The organism is Pseudomonas floridensis, from assembly GCF_002087235.1.
GTDB classification, from domain to species: Bacteria; Pseudomonadota; Gammaproteobacteria; order Pseudomonadales; family Pseudomonadaceae; genus Aquipseudomonas; species Aquipseudomonas floridensis.
In genome coordinates, this window is the sequence record NZ_MUIO01000021.1 from 22,776 (window position 1) to 45,611 (window position 22,836).

Annotated in this window: 25 protein-coding genes; 10 read left to right on the plus strand and 15 right to left on the minus strand. The window is 54.8% G+C overall.

Going from position 1 to position 22,836, the window contains the following annotated elements; genetic code table 11:
- Positions 1-15: 15 nt before the first annotated feature.
- The 13 genes from BZK31_RS07305 to BZK31_RS07370 form a co-directional block, all read right to left on the minus strand.
- Entirely contained in the window at positions 16-405 is a 390-nt protein-coding gene (locus BZK31_RS07305) for a hypothetical protein (protein WP_083182112.1), read from the minus strand.
- 147 nt (positions 406-552) lie between these two features.
- The gene (locus tag BZK31_RS07310) at positions 553-1,401 is read right to left on the minus strand and encodes an N-6 DNA methylase (protein ID WP_225231720.1); all 849 of its coding nucleotides are present in this window, start codon (positions 1,399-1,401) and stop codon (positions 553-555) included.
- Between the two features lie 58 nt (positions 1,402-1,459).
- Complete coding sequence (locus BZK31_RS07315) at positions 1,460-1,810, minus strand: hypothetical protein (protein WP_083182114.1); 351 nt, start codon at positions 1,808-1,810, stop codon at positions 1,460-1,462.
- Positions 1,811-1,822: 12 nt separating this feature from the next.
- Positions 1,823-2,098: an RNA-binding protein gene (locus tag BZK31_RS07320; RefSeq protein ID WP_083182115.1), complete on the minus strand. Its 276-nt coding sequence runs from the start codon at positions 2,096-2,098 to the stop codon at positions 1,823-1,825.
- 359 nt (positions 2,099-2,457) lie between these two features.
- Positions 2,458-2,907 carry a type II toxin-antitoxin system PemK/MazF family toxin gene (locus BZK31_RS07325; RefSeq protein WP_083182116.1) on the minus strand — a complete coding sequence of 150 codons (450 nt, stop codon included), beginning with the start codon at positions 2,905-2,907 and terminating at the stop codon, positions 2,458-2,460.
- 159 nt (positions 2,908-3,066) lie between these two features.
- On the minus strand, positions 3,067-3,264 hold the full coding sequence (locus BZK31_RS29405; RefSeq protein WP_157900710.1) for a hypothetical protein: 198 nt from the start codon (positions 3,262-3,264) through the stop codon (positions 3,067-3,069).
- Between the two features lie 115 nt (positions 3,265-3,379).
- Complete coding sequence (locus tag BZK31_RS07335; RefSeq protein WP_011077937.1) at positions 3,380-3,733, minus strand: hypothetical protein; 354 nt, start codon at positions 3,731-3,733, stop codon at positions 3,380-3,382.
- 430 nt (positions 3,734-4,163) lie between these two features.
- Positions 4,164-4,397, minus strand: coding sequence for a hypothetical protein (locus BZK31_RS07340; protein WP_083182118.1), 234 nt, complete (start codon positions 4,395-4,397; stop codon positions 4,164-4,166).
- A 10-nt stretch (positions 4,398-4,407) separates the two neighbouring features.
- Positions 4,408-4,644 carry a hypothetical protein gene (locus tag BZK31_RS07345; RefSeq protein ID WP_083182119.1) on the minus strand — a complete coding sequence of 79 codons (237 nt, stop codon included), beginning with the start codon at positions 4,642-4,644 and terminating at the stop codon, positions 4,408-4,410.
- 378 nt (positions 4,645-5,022) lie between these two features.
- On the minus strand, positions 5,023-5,766 hold the full coding sequence (locus BZK31_RS07355; RefSeq protein WP_083182121.1) for a hypothetical protein: 744 nt from the start codon (positions 5,764-5,766) through the stop codon (positions 5,023-5,025).
- A 270-nt stretch (positions 5,767-6,036) separates the two neighbouring features.
- A complete protein-coding gene (locus tag BZK31_RS07360; RefSeq protein ID WP_083182122.1) occupies positions 6,037-6,567 on the minus strand; it encodes a protein-tyrosine phosphatase family protein in 531 nt (176 codons plus the stop codon).
- A gap of 108 nt (positions 6,568-6,675) precedes the next feature.
- Entirely contained in the window at positions 6,676-7,557 is an 882-nt protein-coding gene (locus BZK31_RS07365; protein ID WP_083182123.1) for a prohibitin family protein, read from the minus strand.
- Between the two features lie 283 nt (positions 7,558-7,840).
- A complete protein-coding gene (locus BZK31_RS07370; protein ID WP_020190244.1) occupies positions 7,841-8,077 on the minus strand; it encodes a hypothetical protein in 237 nt (78 codons plus the stop codon).
- A 455-nt stretch (positions 8,078-8,532) separates the two neighbouring features.
- On the opposite strand from BZK31_RS07370, the gene sppA reads away from it, so the two are divergent.
- Positions 8,533-9,468: a signal peptide peptidase SppA gene (gene sppA / locus BZK31_RS07380; protein WP_083182125.1), complete on the plus strand. Its 936-nt coding sequence runs from the start codon at positions 8,533-8,535 to the stop codon at positions 9,466-9,468.
- A gap of 65 nt (positions 9,469-9,533) precedes the next feature.
- Here the strand turns inward: sppA and yejK are convergent, their stop codons facing one another.
- The gene (gene yejK, locus BZK31_RS07385; RefSeq protein WP_083182126.1) at positions 9,534-10,535 is read right to left on the minus strand and encodes a nucleoid-associated protein YejK; all 1,002 of its coding nucleotides are present in this window, start codon (positions 10,533-10,535) and stop codon (positions 9,534-9,536) included.
- A gap of 25 nt (positions 10,536-10,560) precedes the next feature.
- Positions 10,561-11,106 carry a hypothetical protein gene (locus tag BZK31_RS07390; protein ID WP_083182127.1) on the minus strand — a complete coding sequence of 182 codons (546 nt, stop codon included), beginning with the start codon at positions 11,104-11,106 and terminating at the stop codon, positions 10,561-10,563.
- Positions 11,107-11,367: 261 nt separating this feature from the next.
- On the opposite strand from BZK31_RS07390, the gene BZK31_RS07395 reads away from it, so the two are divergent.
- The 9 genes from BZK31_RS07395 (at position 11,368) to BZK31_RS07435 (ending at position 22,811) form a co-directional block, all read left to right on the plus strand.
- Complete coding sequence (locus BZK31_RS07395) at positions 11,368-12,858, plus strand: DEAD/DEAH box helicase (protein WP_011077949.1); 1,491 nt, start codon at positions 11,368-11,370, stop codon at positions 12,856-12,858.
- Positions 12,859-12,953: 95 nt separating this feature from the next.
- Positions 12,954-13,229 carry an HU family DNA-binding protein gene (locus tag BZK31_RS07400; protein ID WP_011077950.1) on the plus strand — a complete coding sequence of 92 codons (276 nt, stop codon included), beginning with the start codon at positions 12,954-12,956 and terminating at the stop codon, positions 13,227-13,229.
- A 120-nt stretch (positions 13,230-13,349) separates the two neighbouring features.
- Positions 13,350-13,802, plus strand: coding sequence for a hypothetical protein (locus BZK31_RS07405; RefSeq protein WP_083182128.1), 453 nt, complete (start codon positions 13,350-13,352; stop codon positions 13,800-13,802).
- The gene (locus tag BZK31_RS07410; RefSeq protein WP_083182129.1) at positions 13,799-15,265 is read left to right on the plus strand and encodes a 3'-5' exonuclease; all 1,467 of its coding nucleotides are present in this window, start codon (positions 13,799-13,801) and stop codon (positions 15,263-15,265) included. The genes BZK31_RS07405 and BZK31_RS07410 overlap by 4 nt, the downstream gene beginning before the upstream one ends.
- Entirely contained in the window at positions 15,262-16,065 is an 804-nt protein-coding gene (locus BZK31_RS07415) for a hypothetical protein (RefSeq protein ID WP_083182130.1), read from the plus strand. Before BZK31_RS07410 ends, BZK31_RS07415 begins: the two co-directional genes overlap by 4 nt.
- Positions 16,066-16,650: 585 nt before the next feature.
- Positions 16,651-17,505 carry a TnsA endonuclease N-terminal domain-containing protein gene (locus BZK31_RS07420; RefSeq protein ID WP_054068352.1) on the plus strand — a complete coding sequence of 285 codons (855 nt, stop codon included), beginning with the start codon at positions 16,651-16,653 and terminating at the stop codon, positions 17,503-17,505.
- Positions 17,502-19,670 carry a Mu transposase C-terminal domain-containing protein gene (locus BZK31_RS07425; protein WP_083182131.1) on the plus strand — a complete coding sequence of 723 codons (2,169 nt, stop codon included), beginning with the start codon at positions 17,502-17,504 and terminating at the stop codon, positions 19,668-19,670. Before BZK31_RS07420 ends, BZK31_RS07425 begins: the two co-directional genes overlap by 4 nt.
- Positions 19,667-21,127, plus strand: coding sequence for an ATP-binding protein (locus BZK31_RS07430; RefSeq protein ID WP_083182132.1), 1,461 nt, complete (start codon positions 19,667-19,669; stop codon positions 21,125-21,127). Before BZK31_RS07425 ends, BZK31_RS07430 begins: the two co-directional genes overlap by 4 nt.
- A 16-nt stretch (positions 21,128-21,143) precedes the next feature.
- On the plus strand, positions 21,144-22,811 hold the full coding sequence (locus BZK31_RS07435; protein WP_058402488.1) for a TnsD family Tn7-like transposition protein: 1,668 nt from the start codon (positions 21,144-21,146) through the stop codon (positions 22,809-22,811).
- The last annotated feature ends 25 nt before the right edge of the window (positions 22,812-22,836 follow it).

Consider the following 22,836-nt stretch of genomic DNA (forward strand, 5'->3'; position numbering starts at 1 on the left):
TTGTGTTCGCTTCGATTACTTGTTTTCAACAATATGCCACTGACCATCCCAGTTACGGATTTTGCATTTATCAGTCATTCCGCGCCCGGTATGGATGCCTTGCACAACGCCCACTCCAGGCCCTGTGCTGGCAAAGTTCACCCGGCCACAGTCTTTGAAGGCGACCTGATTCATGAATCCTCCCCTGCTTTGCACCGCGTCCTTCCCCGCTGCCGTGTCGGTAGCTCGCTGGCCGTTCGTGATGCGAATAGCTTGAATCACCTTCGATCCGTCATCTGCTTTGCTGTAGCGCAGAGTGCGCTCGTACTCGACAGCACCGGTACCGGCTGCGGCCCCCGAATCTCGCGACGAATCGCAGCCGGCCAGCGAGAGGCCAACAAGGGCGTAGATGAACAATCTGTGCATAGATGAAGTTCCTGTGATGTTTGTCGAATAAGCATGCCAGCGCGGTAGAAAATGCCAACTCAAGTCGGTGCATTTACTGCCTTGGGCGGGAGCAGGGCGCTGTATCTTCCGCCGGTGTGTCGGAGATATTTCCGCCAGCAATCCTCATCAGAACAGTGCGATTTGTTGGCCACTGGTTGCGGGGGGCGCAGTGAGAGCGGCCAAGTCCCGGAGCAATACGGGCGTAGTATTTTCATCTGGAGGATTGGTGATCTCACTGGCCATGGCTTGGTGGCGGGTTAGCCTGGCGCTCCATAGACCCATAACGTGTGCCGGCGTGTACCACAGTTCCCGCTCTTCCAGCGCCAGCGTGTTACCGAGGATCAGAATTGCGGGAATGTGCAGAAGGCTGAGCTGGAGGTAGGTCATATGAACTGCGCGGGTGTCGACATCCTGCGCAGTCACATGGAGGCAGCGCTGGTAGTTGAAGCCTTTGTCTCCCAACGCTTCGGCGATCGCGATCACCATAGCTCCCGCACCGCATGCTGGTTCGTTGATTGTTATAAAGCCTCGCTCATCTATTCGCTTGCTCAGATCTGCACCATCCCCAAAGAGTTGTGAGGCCATGAGCTTGCAGACTGGGTAAGGGGTGAAAAACTGCCCTCTTGAGCTATTCCCCAGCTCCAGCTCGCCGAATACCTGGCCAAGCACATCGTCAGGCCCATACTCCATTGCCATGGTGAGTTCGGCGAGCATCTGGGGAAACCGATGCACCTCGCTCGGCTCATACTTCTTAATGACGCTCATGTAGCGTTTTTCACGCTCATTACGCTGGGCCAGGTCCACGCTGTTGCTCATCGCTAGCGCGCCCATTTCGCAGAAGTCCGCAAACACATCCCACAAGTGATGGCGATGGCTGTTTGCGTTGAGCAGGCGAATAAGGTTTTTGCGGTGTTCTGCCGGGCTCGCGGATTCGGTCTTTGCGTGTGCGATTTTTGATTTGGCCATGGTGCTCATCAGATGCTATCGGGAAGGTTGCAACGAACCTAACCCGTAGCGATGAGAACCCAAGAAGTCAGTCGATCACGTCTTCTCTCACTGAATCCCAGTCGCTGGGGGCCGCATCGCCAGTGGCGAAGGCAAATCGCATGCCCACGGTCGGCCTGCCTTTCTTCAAGAGATATGCCGCAGCTCCAGCGCACATCGACTCGTGCCCCGAAGGTTCATAGTTCCCCTCATCGTCCCAGTTGCCACCCCGTTTTGAATGCACGGTCTTGTGGCACTGGAAACTCAAGTGATCATCCTCGATCAGGGTAGAAATAATCCCCTCCAAGCGCCCGCGGCTTAACGGAATGGCTCCCTCCTTCAGGAAAGGGCAATTCGCACAGGGTTTTTTCAGTCGGAAATGCTGCTTGATCGGATTCACTGAACCGCTTCCTTAGCGCGAAACATCAATGGCGAAAACCTCGACTGGATCTGCACCGAAGTGTGGATGAATGATTGTCGCCAAGCGATAGCCCTTCCAGGGCAGCACATGTCTTCGTGCATCGTCTCCGCGCTTCGGATAGCCCCGTGTCAGCTCTATCTGGTCGAAGCTCTGTCCTTCCAAACGCCGTCGCCAATAGGGCGTGGCAGCCCGGAATTCTTCCGGCTTGAGCCCGGCCTTGATCGCGTCGAAATACTCGCCTTTGAGCGGCAGTACCAGGGTACGCATGGATAGGGTTCCTTTTCAGAGCGGTCGAGTGCAATCTAGGCTCCGATTACCCCATTTGCCAGGCACAACCCAAGCGCATAGCAGGTGGGATGGAATGCTGGTGGCTACCTGATAAGCGTAGGATGTGCGGTTGGAGAAAGCCGATGCTGCCTGGTTGGGATGTGACGCCCAGCGGCAACCTCTGAAGGAAGGGGAGTAGAGAAGGGGAGAGGGTATCTCAGAAAGGCAAAAGCCCGGTGATTAACCGGGCTTTGCAGGTCCCTCTAGGGGGATAAAACTCAAGTGCCTCAAGGGCTACGTGGCAAATAATAGGGACAGCTGACACTTATGTCAACTATTCAGTAAGCATTTGACCTAGGCTATTTCAGCAATCCACCAGCGTTGACGGCCTTAATCACTGCTGTCTGAATCAGGGTAACGACCTCTCGCGATAGCAACTGCTCAAGATGACCACGCATCGCCCTGGGCTTGAATAGGCGCTGTTTGCTGACCTGCTCAACGAGGTCCGCTTTGGCCCACCTGGTCTGTTGCTTGAAGTACGGTAGCTCGTCAATCAGGTCGCTCCCCAGCTCGACGTGTAGCCCGCGGCTGAGTTTGCCCATGTCCTTTGTTGTCGATAGCGGCACGACAATGCAGGCATTTGGGTCGATGCGCGCGTTGAGCACAACAACCAACCGGTTTTTTATCATTTCGGGCTTCAAGCGATAGTCATAGTTCTTGAAAACTATGACGCCGTTTTCATCGTACTGATAATCGCCGTAATTGCATTCCAAGATCTGCCCTATCTTGGGTTCAAAATTAATAGCCATCAATCGTCCTTAAAGCTGGATCGCTGCCAGACTGCATGATGCCACAGCGCCACGCATCCCGTGCGAACGAGTGCTGGGACAACCGATGCAATTTGTACTTGAGTATCAAGGCCGGGGCAGGCAGCGGGTGAGTGCCGCCAGCAGCCATCCCAGAGTGCATCAGGTGGTCAACATGAGGAAGCCTAGGAGGGCGATGCCAGCGTTGCCAAAAAGCCCGCCAAAAATCAGCAGGAAGGCCTGAGGCGCGGCTTCGAACACCCCAGACCAGATCAGCGTGGCATTGGCCACCCCGGCTAGGAACATGAGCCATGCAAGGTATTCCGGCAAATAGCTCGACTTGAGTGTAGGGGACTGCATGAGGCAACTCCTTGTTGTCAGAGGGGAGAAGCTTTCAGGCTATTTCCATTACGCGATATCCCAAGCCAACAAAAAGCCCGGCGAGCCGGGCTGGGATTTCTGTTGGTGCTAGTCCTCAAAATGCAAGCTCTTGCTGTCGGTCTGCGTATCCGCACCAGCGGGCAAAGCAGTCGGGATTACCCACTTCCATCTCTATGTTCCCGGCGTAGCCATGGGCGCGGGCGTCACGGATCAGTTCTGCGATAACTTCGGGACTGTCTCCCATCTCGAAACAGGTATCGAAAGTACGCTCGCCCAGTCCTTCAAACCCTCGATCCCACAAGTGATAGCTGGTGATCTCACGCACGAGGTTGTGGCGATAGGCTAGCTGCACGAAGCGCACACGGGCCTTAAAGCCCGAAGCTGTTGAGAGGCCTACCTTGTCGCGTAGACGAAACAGTTCGTTGATGGTGGAGGTGGTGTAAGACATAAGGCGATCCGAGCTTTCCAGGAGATGCAATCAGGTTACGGCATGAGGTGTGAATCCCAACCGGACTCAACGAGCCTTGGGAGAGCCGATGCCAAATGGCGGCATGATCAGAATTTCATAGACAGAAGGGGCAGTGGATCAATTTGCACTCTGATGCCGGTGTATTGGACTGAATGCCTCCCATCCAGAGGAAAAACTCCTCGGGGAATTTCAGGCTCGGGGCCGAGCCACATCCGGGCGCGTTCGCCGATCAGGTGAAGTCCAACCTCGATCCCCTGGCAGGGAGACACGGCCTGGCCACAAAAGACCGGATGGCCGAGTCGTGCTGCCTCGGTTTAGCACGTTCAGGGCTGGGCTTTTTCCTGTGTCAGATTTCGCTGCTGCCGATCCACTCGCCGGCGAGGTACCCATCGGCGCCGTCGCGTTTGCCTCATTCAAATTCGCCGTGGTATTGAGCCACCGGCTTGTGACAATCAACGCAAAAGGCGCGCTTACCCGGCTTCATCACCAACTTGTCGTACATGCCCGAATTGTCCACGCAGGAGTTATCGCCGGAATAACTACGGGAATAAATCCCTCGACCGCTATAGGTGTAACGCACGTAATACTCGTCTGCGCCGCAGTGTGGGCACATGGTCAATTCAGCTAGCGTCGGCAGGCTCATGCGTTTTCCCTCAACCCACCGTGGGTTTGTCGGTGCCCGTTTTCAAAGGCTGGTTGGCCTCCTTGAATTCGTATTGCTTTATAGGTCGCATAGCAGCCATAAAACCATCCATGAAAAGCCAGGCAGAGAATGTGGCCCCGATTAATACAGCTGCCCGGCCAACCCAGTCGTTCACTCCGATTGAAACAACCAGTTGCATCACCATAGCCGCGAACCAAAATGCGATTGCCTTGTTACCTGAGAACATACTGACCGTCCTGTTTGGGGAGTACGCAATGTGGCGTCCTCGTCTACGTCCTCGGCCCAGCTTTTTAGGGCTGGGCTTGGGGTGTACCTGGTCGGCAGATCCGCCGCGATTTCCGTGATCAGTAGTTGGGGGTTGATTCCAGAAGCTCGCGGACTTCATCCGCATACGCCCACCAGATGATGTCAGTCCGTTCAACGCTCCAGCCGTCACTACATGCCGTGCTCCAGTTTGGCTCGTCACCCTCATCAATACAGTTGTAGTCAGTGACCTTGAGGACGTGCAGGCCGTAGGTGGCAGTCAACGCGATGAGTTTCGGTGACTCCCCGTCAATCAAGCGAGGTACATCTGAAGGTGAGTGCCTTATCATCTTGTTTTCCCTCAAGCAGCGGCTTGATCGGCCTGAGCCATGATCGCCTTGGCCGCGTGGTTGATCACGTAGAGCTGAGCATAGAGGCTGTCGCAGGTCTTCGTTATCCGGTGCTCGTACCACTCTTCGCCGAGGCACAGGACCTCGGCATTGTCGCGCATGAACTGGTGCGCCTCTTCGGTGAAACCGATGTTCTCAGCGAGGTCAAAGAGGTCGTCCCAGTGCATCCAGCGATCATCGCCATTCTCCAGATCGCGGCGGTTGGTCACGGTCAGGGCGCGGAACTCCCCCCAATGCTCACCACGAACTAGGTCCGCATCCTGCGCCCAGGCTGGCAGGGCGTCCCAAATTTCCTCGGAGCAGTTGTCCTGCAGTTCCCGGCAGATGCTCGACACCAGTACCTGGCGGAACAGGGTTGTGCTGAATACCTGCTTTTTGTGGGACTCGTTGAGCTTGGTGTGCAGGTAGTAGGTGACGTCATTACCCGCAAGGAACGATATGCCATAGCCCAGGCCGACACTGAACGTCAGGTCGCCGATATCGCCGACAACGGCGATTCCGAACCGGGTCATCATGATATCGAAGGCATAGGCAGTGGTGCCCTCAGCCTTGCAACGCCAGACTTCAACATCGGATTGCTTCACCAGGCAAGTGTACTGGTGATCCTTGAGTTTTTCGGCAGCACGAGCCTTGCGCTCAGTTTCTGTCTGCCGGCGTTCTTCGATGTAAGCCGCTCGCGTTGTTTCAACATTCATGATCCGTTCCTTGACTGCATGTGGGAGACAAAAGATTCAGCTATGAGCGTACTGCGGCTAGCCGAAAACCCAATGGCTGGTTGAGCGACAGTGCGTTGCTCAAAGAAAAGCCCGCCGAGGGAAAGCCTGGCGGGCTCGGGTGATAAAACGAGCAGCTTCAGCGACACCACAGACGAGACAGGAGGGGGAGGAGTGCCTTGGGAGCGTAGCTTCTACCATGAAGCTGCCCAGGGCCTAATTTACCATGACTCGCTGCGGTCTTCTGCTCTCTCAGGAGAACAGCGATTTGATCGCCGAAAGAAGGCTTCGCTTTGGCGCTTCTGGTTCCACTGGGGTTCTTGCCGCACGGTAGGCTGCCATCAGGTGAACATCGTTGGCCAACATCCGGTAGACGCACTGGTTTGCGTCTGGGGTCGGCTTATGCAGCTGGTACCCATGGTGTTTGCTGATATACAGAGCAACCGCGGCACTGCGGGATCGGCCGGCCTGGCAATTGACAGCGATATTTTCCCCTTGATCTGCAATTTCCCGGATGCGCTCCCGCAGCACGTCAGCCTTGCTGCTTAGCAGGTAATCGACGTAATTCCGCTCAAAATCTGACCCATATATCTCGATGACTTCTTCGTCAAAGCCAGCATCAATGAAGTGGTGGTAGCTCACGCTCTTCCACCGTGCTTCGTCGATGCAGGCCTGATCTTCAAGGCCATCAGATATCGATATCAGGTGCCAGTCGGGGCCTGGCGCGTGTGCTTCAGCGTCGCTGCGCGATAAAAAGATGCAGCTGGGTATGGTTCGTTGCATTTGTCTCTCCGTTGCCATCGGCATGACTACTGGATTGATAGATCCCTTTTTCAATGAAAAAGCCCGCGAGCTGGTCAGGGCTGCGGGCTTCTAGTGTGGAAAGATGGATTACTTCTTGGCGTCGATGAACGGCAGGGTTCCGCCGGGAAGTACGGTGGTAGGCAGCACGCCGTTCCAGCGCTCGGCTTTGGTAAGCTCGACCAGGCCGGGGTTGCTGCCCAGGGCGCGGGCGCGGGCGTCGATGGCTTTTGCTTCCGCTTCGCCGCGCAGCTGGATGCTTTCCGCTTCGGCACGTGCGGCGGCCAGTGCCGAATCCGCAGTAGCCTGGGCCTGGGTGACGACAATCCGCGCCTGGATCTGCTCAGTGGCCAGTTGCTGCTCACGAGTCTTCACGGCAACTTCAGCGCGCATGCGTTCTTCGATCGACTTCTCGTAGGCGTCACTGAAGTCGATGTTCTCGACTTGCACACTGTCGATCACCACCGGTCCACTGATTGCGCCCTTGATTGCGGTGGCGATATCGGCAACCAGCTTGCCGCGTTGCTGTACGGCGTTGACGGCGGTGTACTGACCGAAGACGTTTTCCACCTGTGTCGGGACATGGCGGCTGATCGCCCTTGTCAGCAAGCCGTCCAGATCGGCGTAGCTCTTGTAGACATCCGCGACTTCACCTGCCGGCACGTGCCAGCTGACCGAGACCGACAGCGTTGCAGCCTGCTGGTCACGGCTGTACGCCTGCAAGCCATCCCACTTGGTGGCGTTGTTCTGTATCGAGATCGCTTTGGCGCTGTCGATGAAAGGGATTTTCCAATGCAGGCCTGGATCTGCGACCTCCATAAAGGCACCGTTGCGCAGGACTACTGCGCGCTCTTTCTCGTCGACGGTGTAAAACGAACCCAGCAGCAGACCCACGCCAATAACGGCCGAAACGGCAATCAAGCTGAGAGCCAGGGGAGATTTGGAGGAGGATGAGAAATTCTTGAATTGCATACTGATGATCCTTGGTGGTTGGTCGCCGGATAGTTTGTTGGGTATTGACTGAGGAATGTCCCGATTTCAGGCGGTTTTATCGCCTGAAAGCGGGCTAAGCTGTTTGTGGTTTGCGGTTTTTTTCTCCTCGGTTTCGGCCGCGTTGCATTGGCCACGCTACAGGCATGCCTGAAAGACCCAAGTCGCCTCGATACTGCCGGCTACCTGGCTGATTGAGTAACGGGTGCTGAGAACGCGAAAAAAAGGCGACACAAATGGTCGCCTGAGTTCTATGGGTCTCCGTTTAGAGGCTCTTCAACACACCCCAGTGAACTGGACGGCGATCCGCCTTTTCCAGTGCCTCCGCTGCTACCGAGGCTTGCTCGTGCGAACTCCACACGCTGTCGGAGCAACGCTCAACTCCGTGCTCCTGATCTCGGAAAATCAGGTCAAAAGTCGGAGCCTCGTACTGGTCAGAGATATCCCGCACCACAAAGCGCTCGTGCTCGAGGTTTTGTGTCACGGCGGATGTGGCGCTCATAGGCATAATCCTGCCTTCAGGGAGGCCTGGGACGCTGGTTTCGGGGGGGCCTCCAGCTGTTCTACCGAATGACCAGGGAGTGGCCCGCTCGATGCCGATACCTCGCCCTCTGGTTGGGAGGTGGACGTTTCGATGTTCCAGCGACCAATCTCAATTCCAAGCTCATGGCTGGCCTCTTGTGAGAGCCCTTGCAAAGCGTCCTCAACGGCTAACTCGAGCTTGGCTTTCAGCCGAGAAAGCGCTTGCGGTGAGCCGATAACTCCAATGGCCAGGTTGAGGGTAAGTCCAGCCCGATTCCGGGCTTGGGGCGTGACGACCTGCATAAATGGTTATCCGTATAAGTGATTCGCCTCCTTCTCTCACGACCGCCTAGAAACCCAAGTTCCCGTTGCCTGTTCAGGATTGCTACTCCGCAGTGTTTAATAGCCGTGTATAAATTTTCTGACGGAAGTCCCATGGATCAAAGCCTCGAAGTCTTGGAGCGAACGCTGCAAGCAAGCATCAAAGAGCAGCGTGCAGCACGTCGCTGGAAGAATTTTTTCCGTCTCGCGACTCTTGGGATCGTCGTGACTGCTTTTGTGGTCGGCGGAAGGGCAGACCTTGATGGCATTGGGGCCGATGTGCCGGTAACAGCAAAAATCAAGGTGAGGGGAGTGATTGCGGATGGGGAGGAAGCGAGCGCTGAGAACCTGAAGCGCAGCCTCGGCAAGGCCTTTGAAAATGAGAATACGAAAGCTGTGATTTTGGAAATCAACAGCCCAGGCGGAAGTCCCGTGCAGGCGGGCCATGTTTACGATGAAGTTCGTCGCTTGCGTGCACTGCATCCAGACACGAAGGTTTATGCCGTCATCACAGATCTGGGTGCCTCCGGTGGCTATTACATCGCCAGCGCAGCCGATGAGATATTTGCGGACAAGGCAAGTTTGGTCGGATCGATCGGTGTCACCGCGGCGAGCTTCGGTTACGTCGAGCTCATGCAGAAGCTTGGGGTTGAACGCCGCGCCTATACGTCCGGCGAACACAAGGCTTTCCTGGATCAATTCCAGCCTCAGAATCCAGAGGAGAGGAAGTTCTGGGAAGGGGTCCTCAAAACAACCCACAACCAATTCATTCGCTCGGTAGAGGCCGGTCGGGGAGATCGTCTGAAAGCCAAGGAGAATCCCGACCTGTACTCGGGGCTGATATGGACGGGCGAGCAAGCGGTGGGACTGGGGCTGGTTGATCGCCTTGGTGATTCTGACTACGTGGCTCGTGAAGTCGTAGGTGTGAGCAAGATCGTTGATTTCACCCGCAAACAGAATCCCTTGGATCGCTTTGCCAGCAAGATCGGTGCTTCGGTTGCCGAACAGCTCTCATTGCGGCTTGGATTCGACGGCTTGAGCTTGCGCTAAAGCCCGGTAGGAACCCAGCCAGGCTAAGCAGGATATGCCCCGTCCAGAAATGGACGGGGCTTTTTTTAGCCGCGTTTGAGTTGATCACGCAACTGAGTGGGCAGATTGCGAATAGTAAGCGTGCCGGCATTCTCGTCGTAGTCGATCTTGGAGCCCAGCAGGTGGGCCTCGAAGCTGATCGACAGACCTTCGGCGCGGCCTGTGAAGCGGCGGAATTGGTTGAGGGTGCGTTTATCCGCTGGGATCTCAGGCGACAGTCCGTAGTCGCGATTGCGGATGTGGTCGTAGAACGCCTTTGGTCGATCTTCATCGATCAGCCCGGACAGCTCCTCCAGCGTCATCGGCTCGCCCAGCTTCGCCTGGCTGGTGGCATAGCCAACCAGAGTATTGGTCTTCTCCCGCGCCTGCTCCTCGGGCAGATCCTCGCTCTCGACGAAATCGCTGAATGCCTTGAGCAGGGTGCGGGTTTCGCCGGGGGCGTCTACACCCTCCTGGCAACCGATGAAATCACGGAAGTAGTCCGAGACCTTGCGACCGTTCTTGCCCTTGATGAACGAAATGTACTGCTTGGACTGCTTGTTGTTCTGCCATTCGCTGATGTTGATGCGTGCTGCCAGGTGAAGCTGGCCGAGATCCAGATGCTTGGCTGGGGTCACGTCCAGAGTGTCGTTCACCGCCACGCCTTCGCTGTGGTGCAAAAGAGCGACGATGAGGTAGTCGGTCATGCCTTGCTGATAGTGGGCGAACAGGACGTGGCCGCCGGTTGAGAGGTTCGATTCTTCCATCAGTGTCTGCAAATACTCCACGGCCGCGCGGCTGAAGCTAGTGAAATCCTGGCTGTCATCGAGGTAATCCTTCAACCAGCGGCTGAAGGGATAAGCGCCTGACTCCGCGTGGAAGAGCCCCCAGGCCTTGCCCTGCTTGGCGTTGTAGCTGTCGTTGAGGTCTGCGAGCATGTTCTCGATGGCCTGCGAAGCTCTCAGCTCTGTATCGCGGGCATGCAGCACCGCGGGGGTGCCATCGGGTTTTTTGTCGATCTGATGAACGATGATGTGACGGATTGGCATGAGCAAAGTCCCTGTAGTTCTGGGGTTAGTATGGCGTTTCGTTGGGGTGTTTCGACAAATGGGCGGCTAGCACTTGCTGACTGATTACAGCCAAGGTGTCAGGGTCTAGTACCGGGGCATTCATCGCCGCTGCTGGACGGAAAACTCTAGTGCCGGAGCTCGTAAGCCAGTCGAACACCATGAAGTGCTGCATTGCTCCGGTTTTGAGCGGCGGTAGGCTCTGCCAAGTCAACGTTGAACTTGCATAAGTTGAGAGAGCGGATAACACCCTTTCTGATTGCTCTGCGTTACGAGCGTTTTTTGGTAGGTCGTCATAAGCAGCAAGCGTCGCTCCGAGAGCGTCAGCCGGCGTATGCACGCCGAGCTCTTTCAGATCATCTCCGCTCTGAATCGCTCTGTAACCTTCCAAGGTCAGCTGCCCTACGAGTCGGGGGCCAGTAACCATGTTGTATGAGTACAACCAGAACCCGACCGCTTCACTTCCTCCTGCTTCGCTGTCGTCGATTTTCCAACTGGCTTCGCGCAGCGACTCAGCAAATCTTCGATGGCGTGCATTTCCGATTTCATCCATCAACGGCTCCTATCTCTTCGTCTTCATCGGTACCTGTGCAAAAGCTCAGGCAGTGATGTGAACGTTCACACGCCGGCCGGAAAACCCAAGTCGAGATGTGAGCGTCAGGAAGAGCCTGTATCGACGTGCATTGGCAGGAAAAATATCCCCCTCAATCAGGCTGCGCTCTGTTGCCGTCTCCCTCACACGGATCGAGCACCTGGCTTGGGTTATTTCGAAGCGATGGTTTCCTACCTGTAGTTCGTACAGCGAGAAACCTCGATGCAGCTTCGACCCTACCAACAACAGCAGGATTTTGAACTCCGCAAAGGCATAAGCCTTGGCGCGATCATTCAGATGCTGATGAGTCCCACGGGCTCCGGTAAGACAGAGGTGGCCAAGCACATCATTGCCGGTGCGCAGGCGAAGAACCGCAGGGCCTGGTTCATCGTCGACAGCGTGAAGCTGCTCGATCAGACGCTTGAGCGGTTCTACAAAGATGGATTGGTCGCCGGTGCAATTCAGTCAGACCATCCCTGCACTGACTATCGAAAGCCCATCCAGGTCGCAACGATCCAGAGCTTGCGTCCGCGCCTCGATTACATGCTCAACCATCACAAACCTCACCTTGTTCTCATTGACGAGGCACATGTCATCCATGAAGCCCATATCGAGCTGATCACGTGGTGCCGCCGGAACAAGGTGCCTGTGATAGGGCTGAGTGCAACCCCATGGCGGCGGGGCCTTGGGCGCATCTTTGACAGGCTAATCAATTGCATCTCCCTTTCTGAGCTGACAGACCAAGGCTTCCTTGTACCTACACAGTGCTACGCGCCCTCCGTGCCTTCTCTGAAGGGGGTGAGCACGAAGCCGAATGGTGACTGGATCGAGGACGAGCTTGCCACGGTCATGGGTGACGCCAAGCTGCTTGGTGACGTGGTAACGCACTGGAAAGAACTGGGTGAAAACCGCAAAACAATGGTTTTCGCCTGCAACGTCCAGCACTCCAAGAAGCTCGCTGCTGAGTTTCAAAAAGCTGGGGTGGCCGCAGCCCATATCGATGGTTATATGCTACCGCATGAGACCGAAGAGATCTTGCGCCAGTACAAAGCGGGCAAGATAAGGGTCTTGGTCTCAGTGGCTATGCTGATCAAGGGGTTTGATGACCCCTCGACCAGTTGCCTCGTGATAGCGCGGCCTACGAAGTCCCTGATGCTTCACTACCAGATGATTGGCCGCGGGCTGCGACTCTCGCCTGAAACTGGAAAAATCGACTGCATTATCATTGACCACTCCGGGAACCTCTTGCTTAACGGGAAGCCAACGGACGAGGTGCCCGACGCCATGGACAATGGGGAAGGGGAGCGTCTTGACCGCCGCCCGCAGGACAAAGGCGATCAGGAGAAAAAAACCAAGCCATGTCCGAAGTGCAGCTTTGTTTTCAGCGGATTGCTCTGTCCGAAGTGTGGCAATGAAATCGTGATACCGGATGGGGTGGCGGTGGCCACCGGCAAACTGGTGAAGCTAGACGATCGACGCAAAGTGCTCGGGCCGACCAGTAAACAGCACACTTTCTGTGAGCTGCTTGGGTACGCCCGTGAGACCGGCAAAAAAGACGGGTGGGCTCAGTACGCATACCAGGCATACATGAAAGAGCTGCCAGATCGCGCATGGATCGGTACCGTGCAACCCAAACCACCGAGCGAAGACATGAAAAGCTGGGTGAAGGGCTATAACGTCCGTCGCGCCAAAAGCAAACGCCGATTCGGGTGAGCCGGTGGCTTGGGATTATCCAGAGCCATGTTTCAATGCTTTCAGCTGGGACTCAACACCCATGCGACTTTTCAACAACCAAGGAGTAAAAGCGAATGAATCGTCAAGAACTCGTCAAAGCGATTGCCGACGAAAGCGGGCACAGTCAGTCAACCGTGGGAGAGGTGCTGAATAGCCTTATCTCGACGGTTCAAAATGTCGTTGCCGGCGGCGACAAGGTTAGCCTCGTGGGCTTTGGTACTTTCGAGTCAACCAAGCAGGCCGAGCGTCAGGGCCGTAATCCGTCTACCGGGGCTCCGATCACCATCGCTGCCTCGATCAAGCCAAAGTTCACCCCTGGCAAGTCCTTCAAGGAACGCGTCAACCAGTAAACCCCCTCCAGCCGCCCCGATCTGGGGCGGCGTCTGCGTAATTCAGACCAAAAAACCGCCAGAAACCAGACCTTTCCCCACGACCTGCATGAAACGATCTTCTCACCTAAGGAGACTCACATGCCCAGCGAAAAACATCCTCCGGCAAAACGCCGATCACCACTCATCGACTATCTGGCAGGCATCAGCTCGCACGCGGCCATGATCCTGACGTTCAGGCACAGCGGCGAAGAGCTGCGATCGATATCCAGTCGTCACGCTGCCGGATTGATGGCAGTAGCGGTTGGCATGATCGTCGTCTGTACCCACTTCGCCCCAAGCTCCAGCTCCACGCATAGCTTGGTGTCTTGCGCACTATTTGCCCTTCTCATCGCAGCGGCCTTACGCACCTTCGGAATCCATGCCGTTGCAGGGTATGCGACGTTCCTGGTGGTGACAGAGCCAGTAGCCTTGGTTGTTCGCCATCTCCCAATGGGCGACCTGATTGATGCCGTGTTTTCGTTCTGGTGCTTAGCAGCGCTGTCTGTCTACGGCGGCAAATGTGCAAAAAACAGAATGGAGTCGCCTCAATGAAGTCGACCGCAGAACAGCTCCCCATCATCGAATACCAAGGGGACCATCTGGTGGTGAAGGCCTATGCCGGGTGCGGCAAGACGACAACGCTTGTTGCCTATGCCAAACATCACAGCCACTTGCGCATGCTCTATCTTGCGTACAACCGCGCTATCCGGGATGAAGGCGCGGAAAAGTTTCCGAAAAACGTAGTGTGCAAGACATCCCACCAGTTGGCCTGGCCTCAGTTTGGCCGACACTATCAGCACAAACTCGGGAATATCCGTCTGACGGATGCTGCCGGGCTCCTCAAAACACGGAAGTGGGGAGATGTTCGAGACGCTATCGCTGTGCTCAATGCCTACCTTTCGAGCGCTGACGAAAACATCAGTGAGGCGCATTATTTTGCTGCGCTCAGCGAGGAAGAGGTCGCGGAGCACGGAGCAGACCACTTAGATCGGACGATCGCTTCTGCCCAGACACTCTGGGAGGAGATGATCGATACCGAGAGTAAATTTCCCTGTCAGCATGACGCGTACTTGAAGCTCTACCAGCTCAGTAATCCCCGACTGCCGTATGACGTGATCCTTTTCGATGAGGCTCAGGACAGTAACCCCGTGACCGCCTCCCTGGTTGCTGGTCAGAAGGCGAGGAAGATATTTGTCGGCGACAAATGGCAGCAGATCTACCGTTGGCGAGGAGCTGAGAACGCGCTTGATACGCAGATTGTGCAGGGCGCGGCGTCGATGTTCTTGACCAACTCTTTCAGGTTCGGGCCGATGATTGCCGGCGTAGCCAATGCGATCCTCAAACAGCAAGGGGAAACACGTCCCCTGGTTGGGTATGGTGCCCGCGACAAAGTGACGACATCGCTGCCCTCAGGATGCAACCACTACACCGTGCTCAACCGCACGGTGATTGGCGTGATCATGACGGCCATTGATGCTGTATCTGACGGCCAGGTTGTCTACTGGAACGGGGGGATTGAGGCATACCAAATCTCCGACCTCGAGGATGTTTACCATCTGAAGGTTGGCCGCAAGGATGAAATCCGCAACAAGCGCCTTTTCGGGCAGTTCAGCGACTTCGGAGGGTTTGCGGAAGCGGCAGAAGAGTCGAAGGATGCCGAGATGAATCGGATGCTCAGGATACTCAAGGAGCACAACGACATCCCGAAGTTGATCGCTGCTCTTCGCCGAAACTCAACAGATGATCCTCTTGATGCCGATGTGATTGTGAGCACCTGCCACCGCTCAAAGGGGCTGGAATGGGATGTGGTGGTCTTGGAAGAAGATTTCCCAGACATCTTCGACGAAGAGAAAATCACCCCAGATCAGCGGATTGATGAGCTGAATCTGCTCTATGTTGCAGCCACAAGGGCAAAGAAGGTGCTGGTGATCAACAGCATCACCCAGGTCGTGATCCAAAAAAGTCATGCCGAGGCTAAGCGGGAGATGGAAGCGGCAGCGGGGCAGCGCGCATGATCTACCTCTACCTTGCGCTTTTGCTTGTGCCGACCGGCGCGATTTTTGTTTGGGGTAAGCTGGTCTCACAGTTTTCGGTAAAGACGTGGATCGTCTATCGGAACACTGGAATCATCGGCGGGCCTGTACATGAGATGGCGCACGCGATTGCATGCCTGCTCTTCGGCCTGCGAATCAGGAAGCTTGCCCTATTCGCACCGGATGCAATCACTGGGCAGCTGGGCTACGTCGAGTTTTCCTACAGCCCGTTTTCTCTGCGCCACTCGATTGGTCTACTTGTTCAGGGCATAGCGCCCTTGTTGGCCGGGGGCGCAATCGCCGTTCTCTCCCTCGGAACATCACACGAACAGGGCCTTCCCGACCAAGGATTGGTGCCGTTGGTTGTCTGGATCGGCGCTGTAGCCACCGGTTCTGTTACCGCGATCGTCGACTTGGGTACTGGCTCATTGCAGGGGTTTGCTCTGGCATTGCTCGTCCTGGTTATCTCGATGCACGCGATTCCAAGTACAGCCGATATCGCCCTGGGTCTCAAGGGCTTTGCCATCATCGCGGTCGCTTTCGGAGGCTTGGTCTTCTTGCTTCAGATGATCCCATTCCAGGGAGAAGGCGTTGCAATGGCGTTTATCATCAAGGCTGCGGATTTTGTGGCGGGTTATCTCGAGATCGGTATGTGGCATGTGCTCAACGGTGCAGTAACGGTGGTGACGTTATCTGTAGTTGCTAGTGTAGTGCTGATCCTTCTCCCAGCATTTTATTTCCACCTCAAGTCCTTTTGGGATGGAGCCCGTGGCCATGTATAGAAACCCAAAGTGGGCTAAGGTTTCGTACCCTTACGGGGCGGAATTTAGGGGTTCCAAGCTGCTGGAGTGTGGGAAAATGTCGGGACTGAGTTGGGATTTCGACCATCGCCGTTATCCTCCGAACATATTTTCATGAGTGGCCTGCTGGCACGCTGATTAAAGCACCATCATGGCCTTGCGTTTCCGGCAACCCGTGAGACGCTGGCTCCTTAACGAACACCAAGGAAAACGCTCGGCAGCACCCCAAGCCCCGGCCCTCAAAAGCCGGGGCCGAGGCAGTAGAAGGACGCCCATTTGGCGTCTGCTCAGACGAGGGATAACCAGATGATGGTTTTCAACAATAAAGATTGACACAAAACAATAAAGTTTGACACGCATGAACATAGATTGACACAAGGCTCAAACCCCCGTATCTACGGGGGTTTTCCTTTCCAGGCTTTCCCTTTGGTCTGGATTCATCGCTTCAACTTTCAGCGGGTGTAGTCTGGAAAATGTTTTGAATGCGGCCGCTTTGGCGGTCGTGTCCTTCTACGACTTTTTCTCGACGCGAGGTGAAGCGGTCCGCATCGACTGAGGAGGCGTGGGTTGCGAGGTCGTAAATTTGCATCACAGCAGGACATTGAACGGCACATTGCAAATGGATTTGGCGAAGGCGCCGGGGCAAGCTACGTGCCTTGGCTGCGGGTACAAGATGTCCCGTCGATAGGTCGTTCGCACAAGATTCAAGGTGTGAAGATCGAGAGGATTCATCACCTCCTGTCAGATCTCGAGCGTTCCTACTTCCTTGTGTGTGAATTTTCTGAAGACGTCGTGGATATCCGGGAGCAATACCCTTTACTACCCACAGAGCGTGCGCAAGCGATAGCGTCGGCGATCGATGTACGCTATCCAAGATACCCTAGAACAACACTGCCTTATGTGATGACAACAGACTTCCTGTTAACTGTTAAGGACCCGAGCGGAAACTTCAAATCGGTAGCTAGGACGGTGAAATATCGTTCCGATTTAATTGGCAACGGAAGTAAAAGAACGCTTGAAAAACTTGAAATTGAAAAGCGTTTTTGGGAAAGCCAAGGTGTTGATTGGAAAATCGTAACAGACGAGTTTTTTACACGAGATTTGATTAAAAATCTTGGACTAATCAGGAGGTACTCGAAGCTCTCTCGTGATTTAATGAAAGCGCCGTTGCATTCGAATTTTATCGAGTGCCTTGTAAACAGCCGGGAATATTCGTGGACCTTGGCCACCTGTCTAAGAAAAACAGCATCACTTCTGTCCATTTCCTATATAGACGCTCAAGCAATTTTCTTTCATCTGGTTTGGAACAAGATACTGAAAATCGATTTGGTTAACACTCCTCTCCACCTTACTGGTCTAGTTCCTGGCTTCGAAGTTTCACCGAGCCCTGTCCAAGTATCGTTGAAGGAGAAAATGTCATGACTGTTCTCGTTAATGACGTTTTCGAGCCTGTAACCGATCTGTCGGTCATTGCTACGATAGCCAGGCTCCTTTACCAGGATGAAACGCATGACTTAGCAGTTTTGATGGATCTAGCTGACCCACCCCGGCAGCCCTACGCGGTTGGTCTGGAGGAGCTGCGTCGCTCGATAGCGTCTGGTCACACCAACCCAGCAGCCATCACCACGCCCGAGTTTATGCTTGTGCTTGAGGAACAGTTGGATGAGAGAGCCAAGCAAGGCCGGGACGAAAAGTGGGCCGTCATCGCCCCTCTATTAGATCCTGAATACCCGGGACAAATATTTGTACGAGGTGAGTTAGGCCGGCTTGTTAGCAGACGGGCGTCAGAGCTCGGAATCCAGCGGAAAACGATCTATCGGCTTCTTTACCGATATTGGTTTTATGGTCAAGTTCGCAACTCATTGCTTAATAATTATACGGCGGTAGGTGTTGCCGATAGAAAATATGATCCGAGCAGGCCACCAGGGCGAAAGCCTAAATTTCAAGGCGTTCTTACTTCGCCTTCCAAGATGCTCAGTGCGGTTGATAAACGATGCATCCGTGTTGGATATGCTCTTTATGTAAGAGATAAAAAATCTTCCATTTCGAGCGCATATGACGAAATGTTGAGACGATTTTACTCAGTCCGAGACATCTCTAAAAACAGTGAAGAAGAGCTTCGTTTGTTGCCTGGTTCAGAACTCCCCAGCTTGAGGCAGTTCCAATATTGGGGACAGATTTTTTTCGACGAGATTGCAACCGAGCGTGGCCGTAAAGGATTGAGGAGATGGTTAAAGGACTGCCGTCCGCTTTCAGGTACCGTTCGCGATTGGCTGCGTGGACCCTGTCATCAGTTCGAGATCGACGCGACTATTGCCGATATTTATTTGGTCAACAGCTACTCCAGGCGGATGCTCATTGGCCGGCCCGTAGTGTATATCGTTGTGGATAGCTTCTCCGGAATGATTGCTGGTCTCTATGTAGGATTGGAGGGCCCTAGTTGGAATGGGGCCAGGCAAGCGCTGTTCAACGCGTTTACCTCCAAAGTCGAGTTCTGCGCTCAGAACGGCGTCGAAATCAATGCAGATGATTGGAATTGTCACCACCTGCCCCACCAGATTTACGCCGACAGAGGAGAGATGCTGTCACTCGCAGCAGAGGGGCTATCGTCAGGATTGGGAATTGAGATGGGCACTGCTCCGCCTTATCGGCCGGATTGGAAGCCTATGGTGGAAAGTCGGTTTGGCATTTTGAATGATTTGACGGGTATCAGATGGCTACCTGGCGGGGTAGCAGCGCGAGACAAAGAGCGAGGCGAGCGAGATTACCGGCTCGATGCCACGCTGAATCTCAAAGAGTTCACCCAAATCCTCATCAAGTGCGTACTCCACTATAACGGGCACCATCGACAGCCTGAACGACTGACGCAGGCGATGATGAATGACGGCGTTGAACCTACACCCAACGGGATATGGAATTGGGCCTGCGACAACGACCTGATCGAATCCAACAAACGTCCTGACGAGCTGGTTTACCTCCATCTCTTGCCTCGCGAGCGCGCGACCGTTCAAAAGGGTGGGGTTATGTTTCGCGGCATGCACTACGTGTGTGATATGGCCATAGAAAAAGATTGGTTTGCCAAGGCTCGCAAAGGGGGCGTTTGGTCAATAGAGTGTTGGTTCGATCCGAACTCGGCGGCACACATTTGGATTCAGGGAGAGGCCAAGCAGTTTATCCGTTGTGATCTTCGACGATCGGATGCCGGTTACGCGAATTACCGCTCGGACGAGATTTTTGATCTGCTCGAAGCCTATCGCCAAAAACCGCCTACTCGCCGGCGAGCCGAGCTGGAAAGCCGTGTGCAGCTTAGCGATCAGGTCCACCAGATCATCAGTCATGCACTCGCAGAACGAAAACTGGAACCTGCTCCGCCCACCAAGGCAGAGGCCACTGGAAACATCCGCGAGAACCGCGCAGAAGAACGTCTCCGTGAGCGTGAAAATGCGGTTGTTCCTGAAGGCGTTAGGGCGGAGCCAGCTTCACTTCAATCTGAATTGACACCGAAAGCGCATGATTCATATGCCGGCGAGCGGACTGCGCAGGTTATCGATTTGCTCAAAAGAATTCGGCCAGGACAGGCAAAATGAAAGGTGCACAGACGTTTGCCAATTACGTCAGACAGGACATTAGTGAGTATGCGGGTAACCCGCTTATCGAAGCTTTGCCTCCGATATTGTCGGAGGCCGCGGCTGTTGAGCTGATCTCGAATTTTCCTCAGCCGGTGGATCCGAAAGAGCTGACGCTCGAAGGAGCCACTCGAATTCACTGTATCGACCGGCTAAGAACCGTGGTACAGCCGTTTTTGCTACATCTGGAACTGGAGGCCCTGTTCTCACTGCTCATTCGTCGAGGGTATGTTGGGCGTAACCCGATGTCGCCCGCTACCGTCCGGCATTTGCATTCTTTATCGGGAGCTCAGCGTTACCACGATGCGTTCAAGTCCACTGCAGAAACGTTTACCGTCGTCGGCCTGAGCGGCATTGGCAAGTCGACGGCGCTCCACGCCATCTTGAGCCTTTATCCACAGACAATCCGTCATGAGCGCTATGAGGGAAAGCAGTTTGTTCATACCCAAATCACATGGCTGAAGCTTGACTGCCCTCGGGATGGATCGCTGGCTGGGTTTTGCCAGCAGTTTTTTTATGCGGTTGGTGACGCTCTAGGAGATAAGGACTACCACAAGCGCTACAGGCATCGAAACATCAATGATGCGCTGCAACAGATGGAGCAGGTGGCCAGCACGTTTTTCATCGGCGCCTTGTTGATCGACGAGCTGCAAAACCTCCACCTGGCGAAAACCGGTGGTAAAGAGAGCATGCTGAATTTTTTCCTGCACTTGGTAAACAACATCGGTATCCCGGTGGTTTTCAGTGGCACGAACTCGACGATCAGCCTGTTCTCAGAAGCCATGCGGACTGCTCGCCGAGTCTGTGGTGCCGGTACGCTCGAATTCAAACGATTCGAAAAGGATGATGAGGAGTGGCGGTTGTTAGTCGAAAATCTCTGGAGCTATCAGTGGTGCAAGCAGACGGCTGAGCTGACCGACGAGATTTTTGACTCGCTGTATGAGCACACTCAAGGCGTCACGGATTTCCTAGTCAAGCTGCTGGTATTGAGTCAGCGTTATGCGGTCCAGAGTGGCTCGGAGTGTTTGACTGCCGAGATCCTGGTGAAGGTAAGCAACTCAAAAATGCAGATTCTAAAGCCAGCCCTTTCAGCTCTGCGTAGCCGTGATCCGAAGCGAATGCGACAGTTTGACGATTTGCTGCCGATTGAGGATCAGCTGAGCGAAATGATGGTTTTCGATGGATTGGCACGAGAGGATCGCCTCACCTTGCTTCGAAGCGTTGTATCCCGTGAGAAGCCGGCAGACCCATCTCCGACCATTTTTGCGAAAGATCACCCATCGCCGATTGCTACTGCTGTGGAAAACTCAGAGGCTAAAGCGCTTAGCGAACATGACTCTCCCCTCGACGCTCTGCGCGCTGCGGGCTGGCTCAACGAGGACCTGTTTGAGTTCTCACCGATGTATCACAAAGCGTGAGTAGGAGGGGGGTGAAGTGCACGTTAAACTCCATTTCTTCCCCGCCGCGTTTCCCGACGAGACGCTGCACAGCGTGATTTCTCGTTATGCCCGTCTTTGCGGTGTTCGTAATTGCCAAGCAGCATTTGCCGGACTGAAATCGGCGGCAGCTTTTTCGCAAAATGTGGCATTCCCGAGTCACTTAGGGGATTTTGTCGACGCGCTACCCAGCGGTACCGAGCTATCGGTAGCCGAGGTCCTGATGCGCCACACATTACTACCCTATTACGCGCCGTTTTTGAGGGTGAGCCAGGTTGAACACGCTCGGACGCTGATGACCGCTGATGGTAAAGGCTTGATGTTAAAGCTGGGCGTCAACGCGAGCCGTATTGGATTCGCCTCCCGAGTGCGGTTATGCCCAGAATGTATCGCCCAAGATCAGGCTCAACGGGGAGTCGCTTACTGGCACAGGGTCCACATGCTTCCAGGCGTGCTTGTATGTCCGCATCACGGCACGTCACTCAGGATCCTTGATCCTCGCTGGTCCAGCCGCAGCTCTCGACAACTCAATCTGCCCAGTGATGAGAATGTGCAAGCACACACAGTACTTCTCGACACCCCGTTGCGGTGCATGCCACCGCTTCACGAAATAGCGTTGTGCTCACTTCAGGTCCTCGAGTCTGAAGTCACTGCTTTGTCGGCCGAGGCGGTGCGCTTCATGCTTTTACACAGGGCAACGCAGCTCAACCTTGCTTCTGATAACCATCGCCTGCACCTGCATATGCTGGCGCAGCACATGGCCGATTTTTTTGCCGCACTCCCGCGAGAATGGGAATTTTCTATACTCGGAGATGTTCGTGCAGGTACACCCGCCTCATGGGTCACGAAGCTGCTTCGTACGCCTATAACCTCTCACCATCCGCTCAAATACATTTTATTGGCCGGTGCTCTGGGCGTTGAAATGGTGAGCTTGCTGCATGGTCAATGCCCAGTGAAACAGGCGGTGGCATGTGATCCGAAAGCTCACATTCGGCTTCACGCGCGCCTTTCTCCGGTGATGCCTGGTGAAGGCCTGGACTGTTCGTCAGCCGCTGTGTGGGAACATGCTCTTGAAGGAGCTGATGCCAAAAAGATCGCCACCGTTCTAGGCGTTTCATCAGCGTATGTCTATCGTCACATCCGAAATGTACCCGGCGGGCAAGATGCTTGGAGGGAGGCACGATTTCACATTGAGCTATGCGCAAGACGCGCGGCTTTCGAGGCTGATTATCGATTCTACAAAGCACATGCATGCAGGGGGTATGCGTGGCTGTATCGCCACGATAAGCAGTGGCTTTCGGAGTCAACTGCAAACCCAAGCCCCCATCGTACGCCTCGTCTAAATAGCACCGAAATGTTCGCTGCCCTCGATGCGAGACTGGCCGGCGAAGTCCGTCAGTGTGCCGACGCGCTTTATGCTCTTGCGGGTAAGCCTGTCCGCATTTCGCGTACCAGGATAGGTCGGGAGCTTCATGTTCTTTCTCGCTTCGAAAAGCAGCTCTGCAAGCTTCCTCTATGTGCAGCAATGCTCGAAAAAGTATGTGAACCAATCGAAGGCTTTCACGATAGGCGTCTGCGATGGGCTAGATGCCAATTGCTCTCGGAGGGCAAGCCTGTATCACGTTCTTCGCTCTACCGGGTCGCGAGCATTCGACCCATGCTGTAATCCAGCTGGACATTCCCCCTCCATC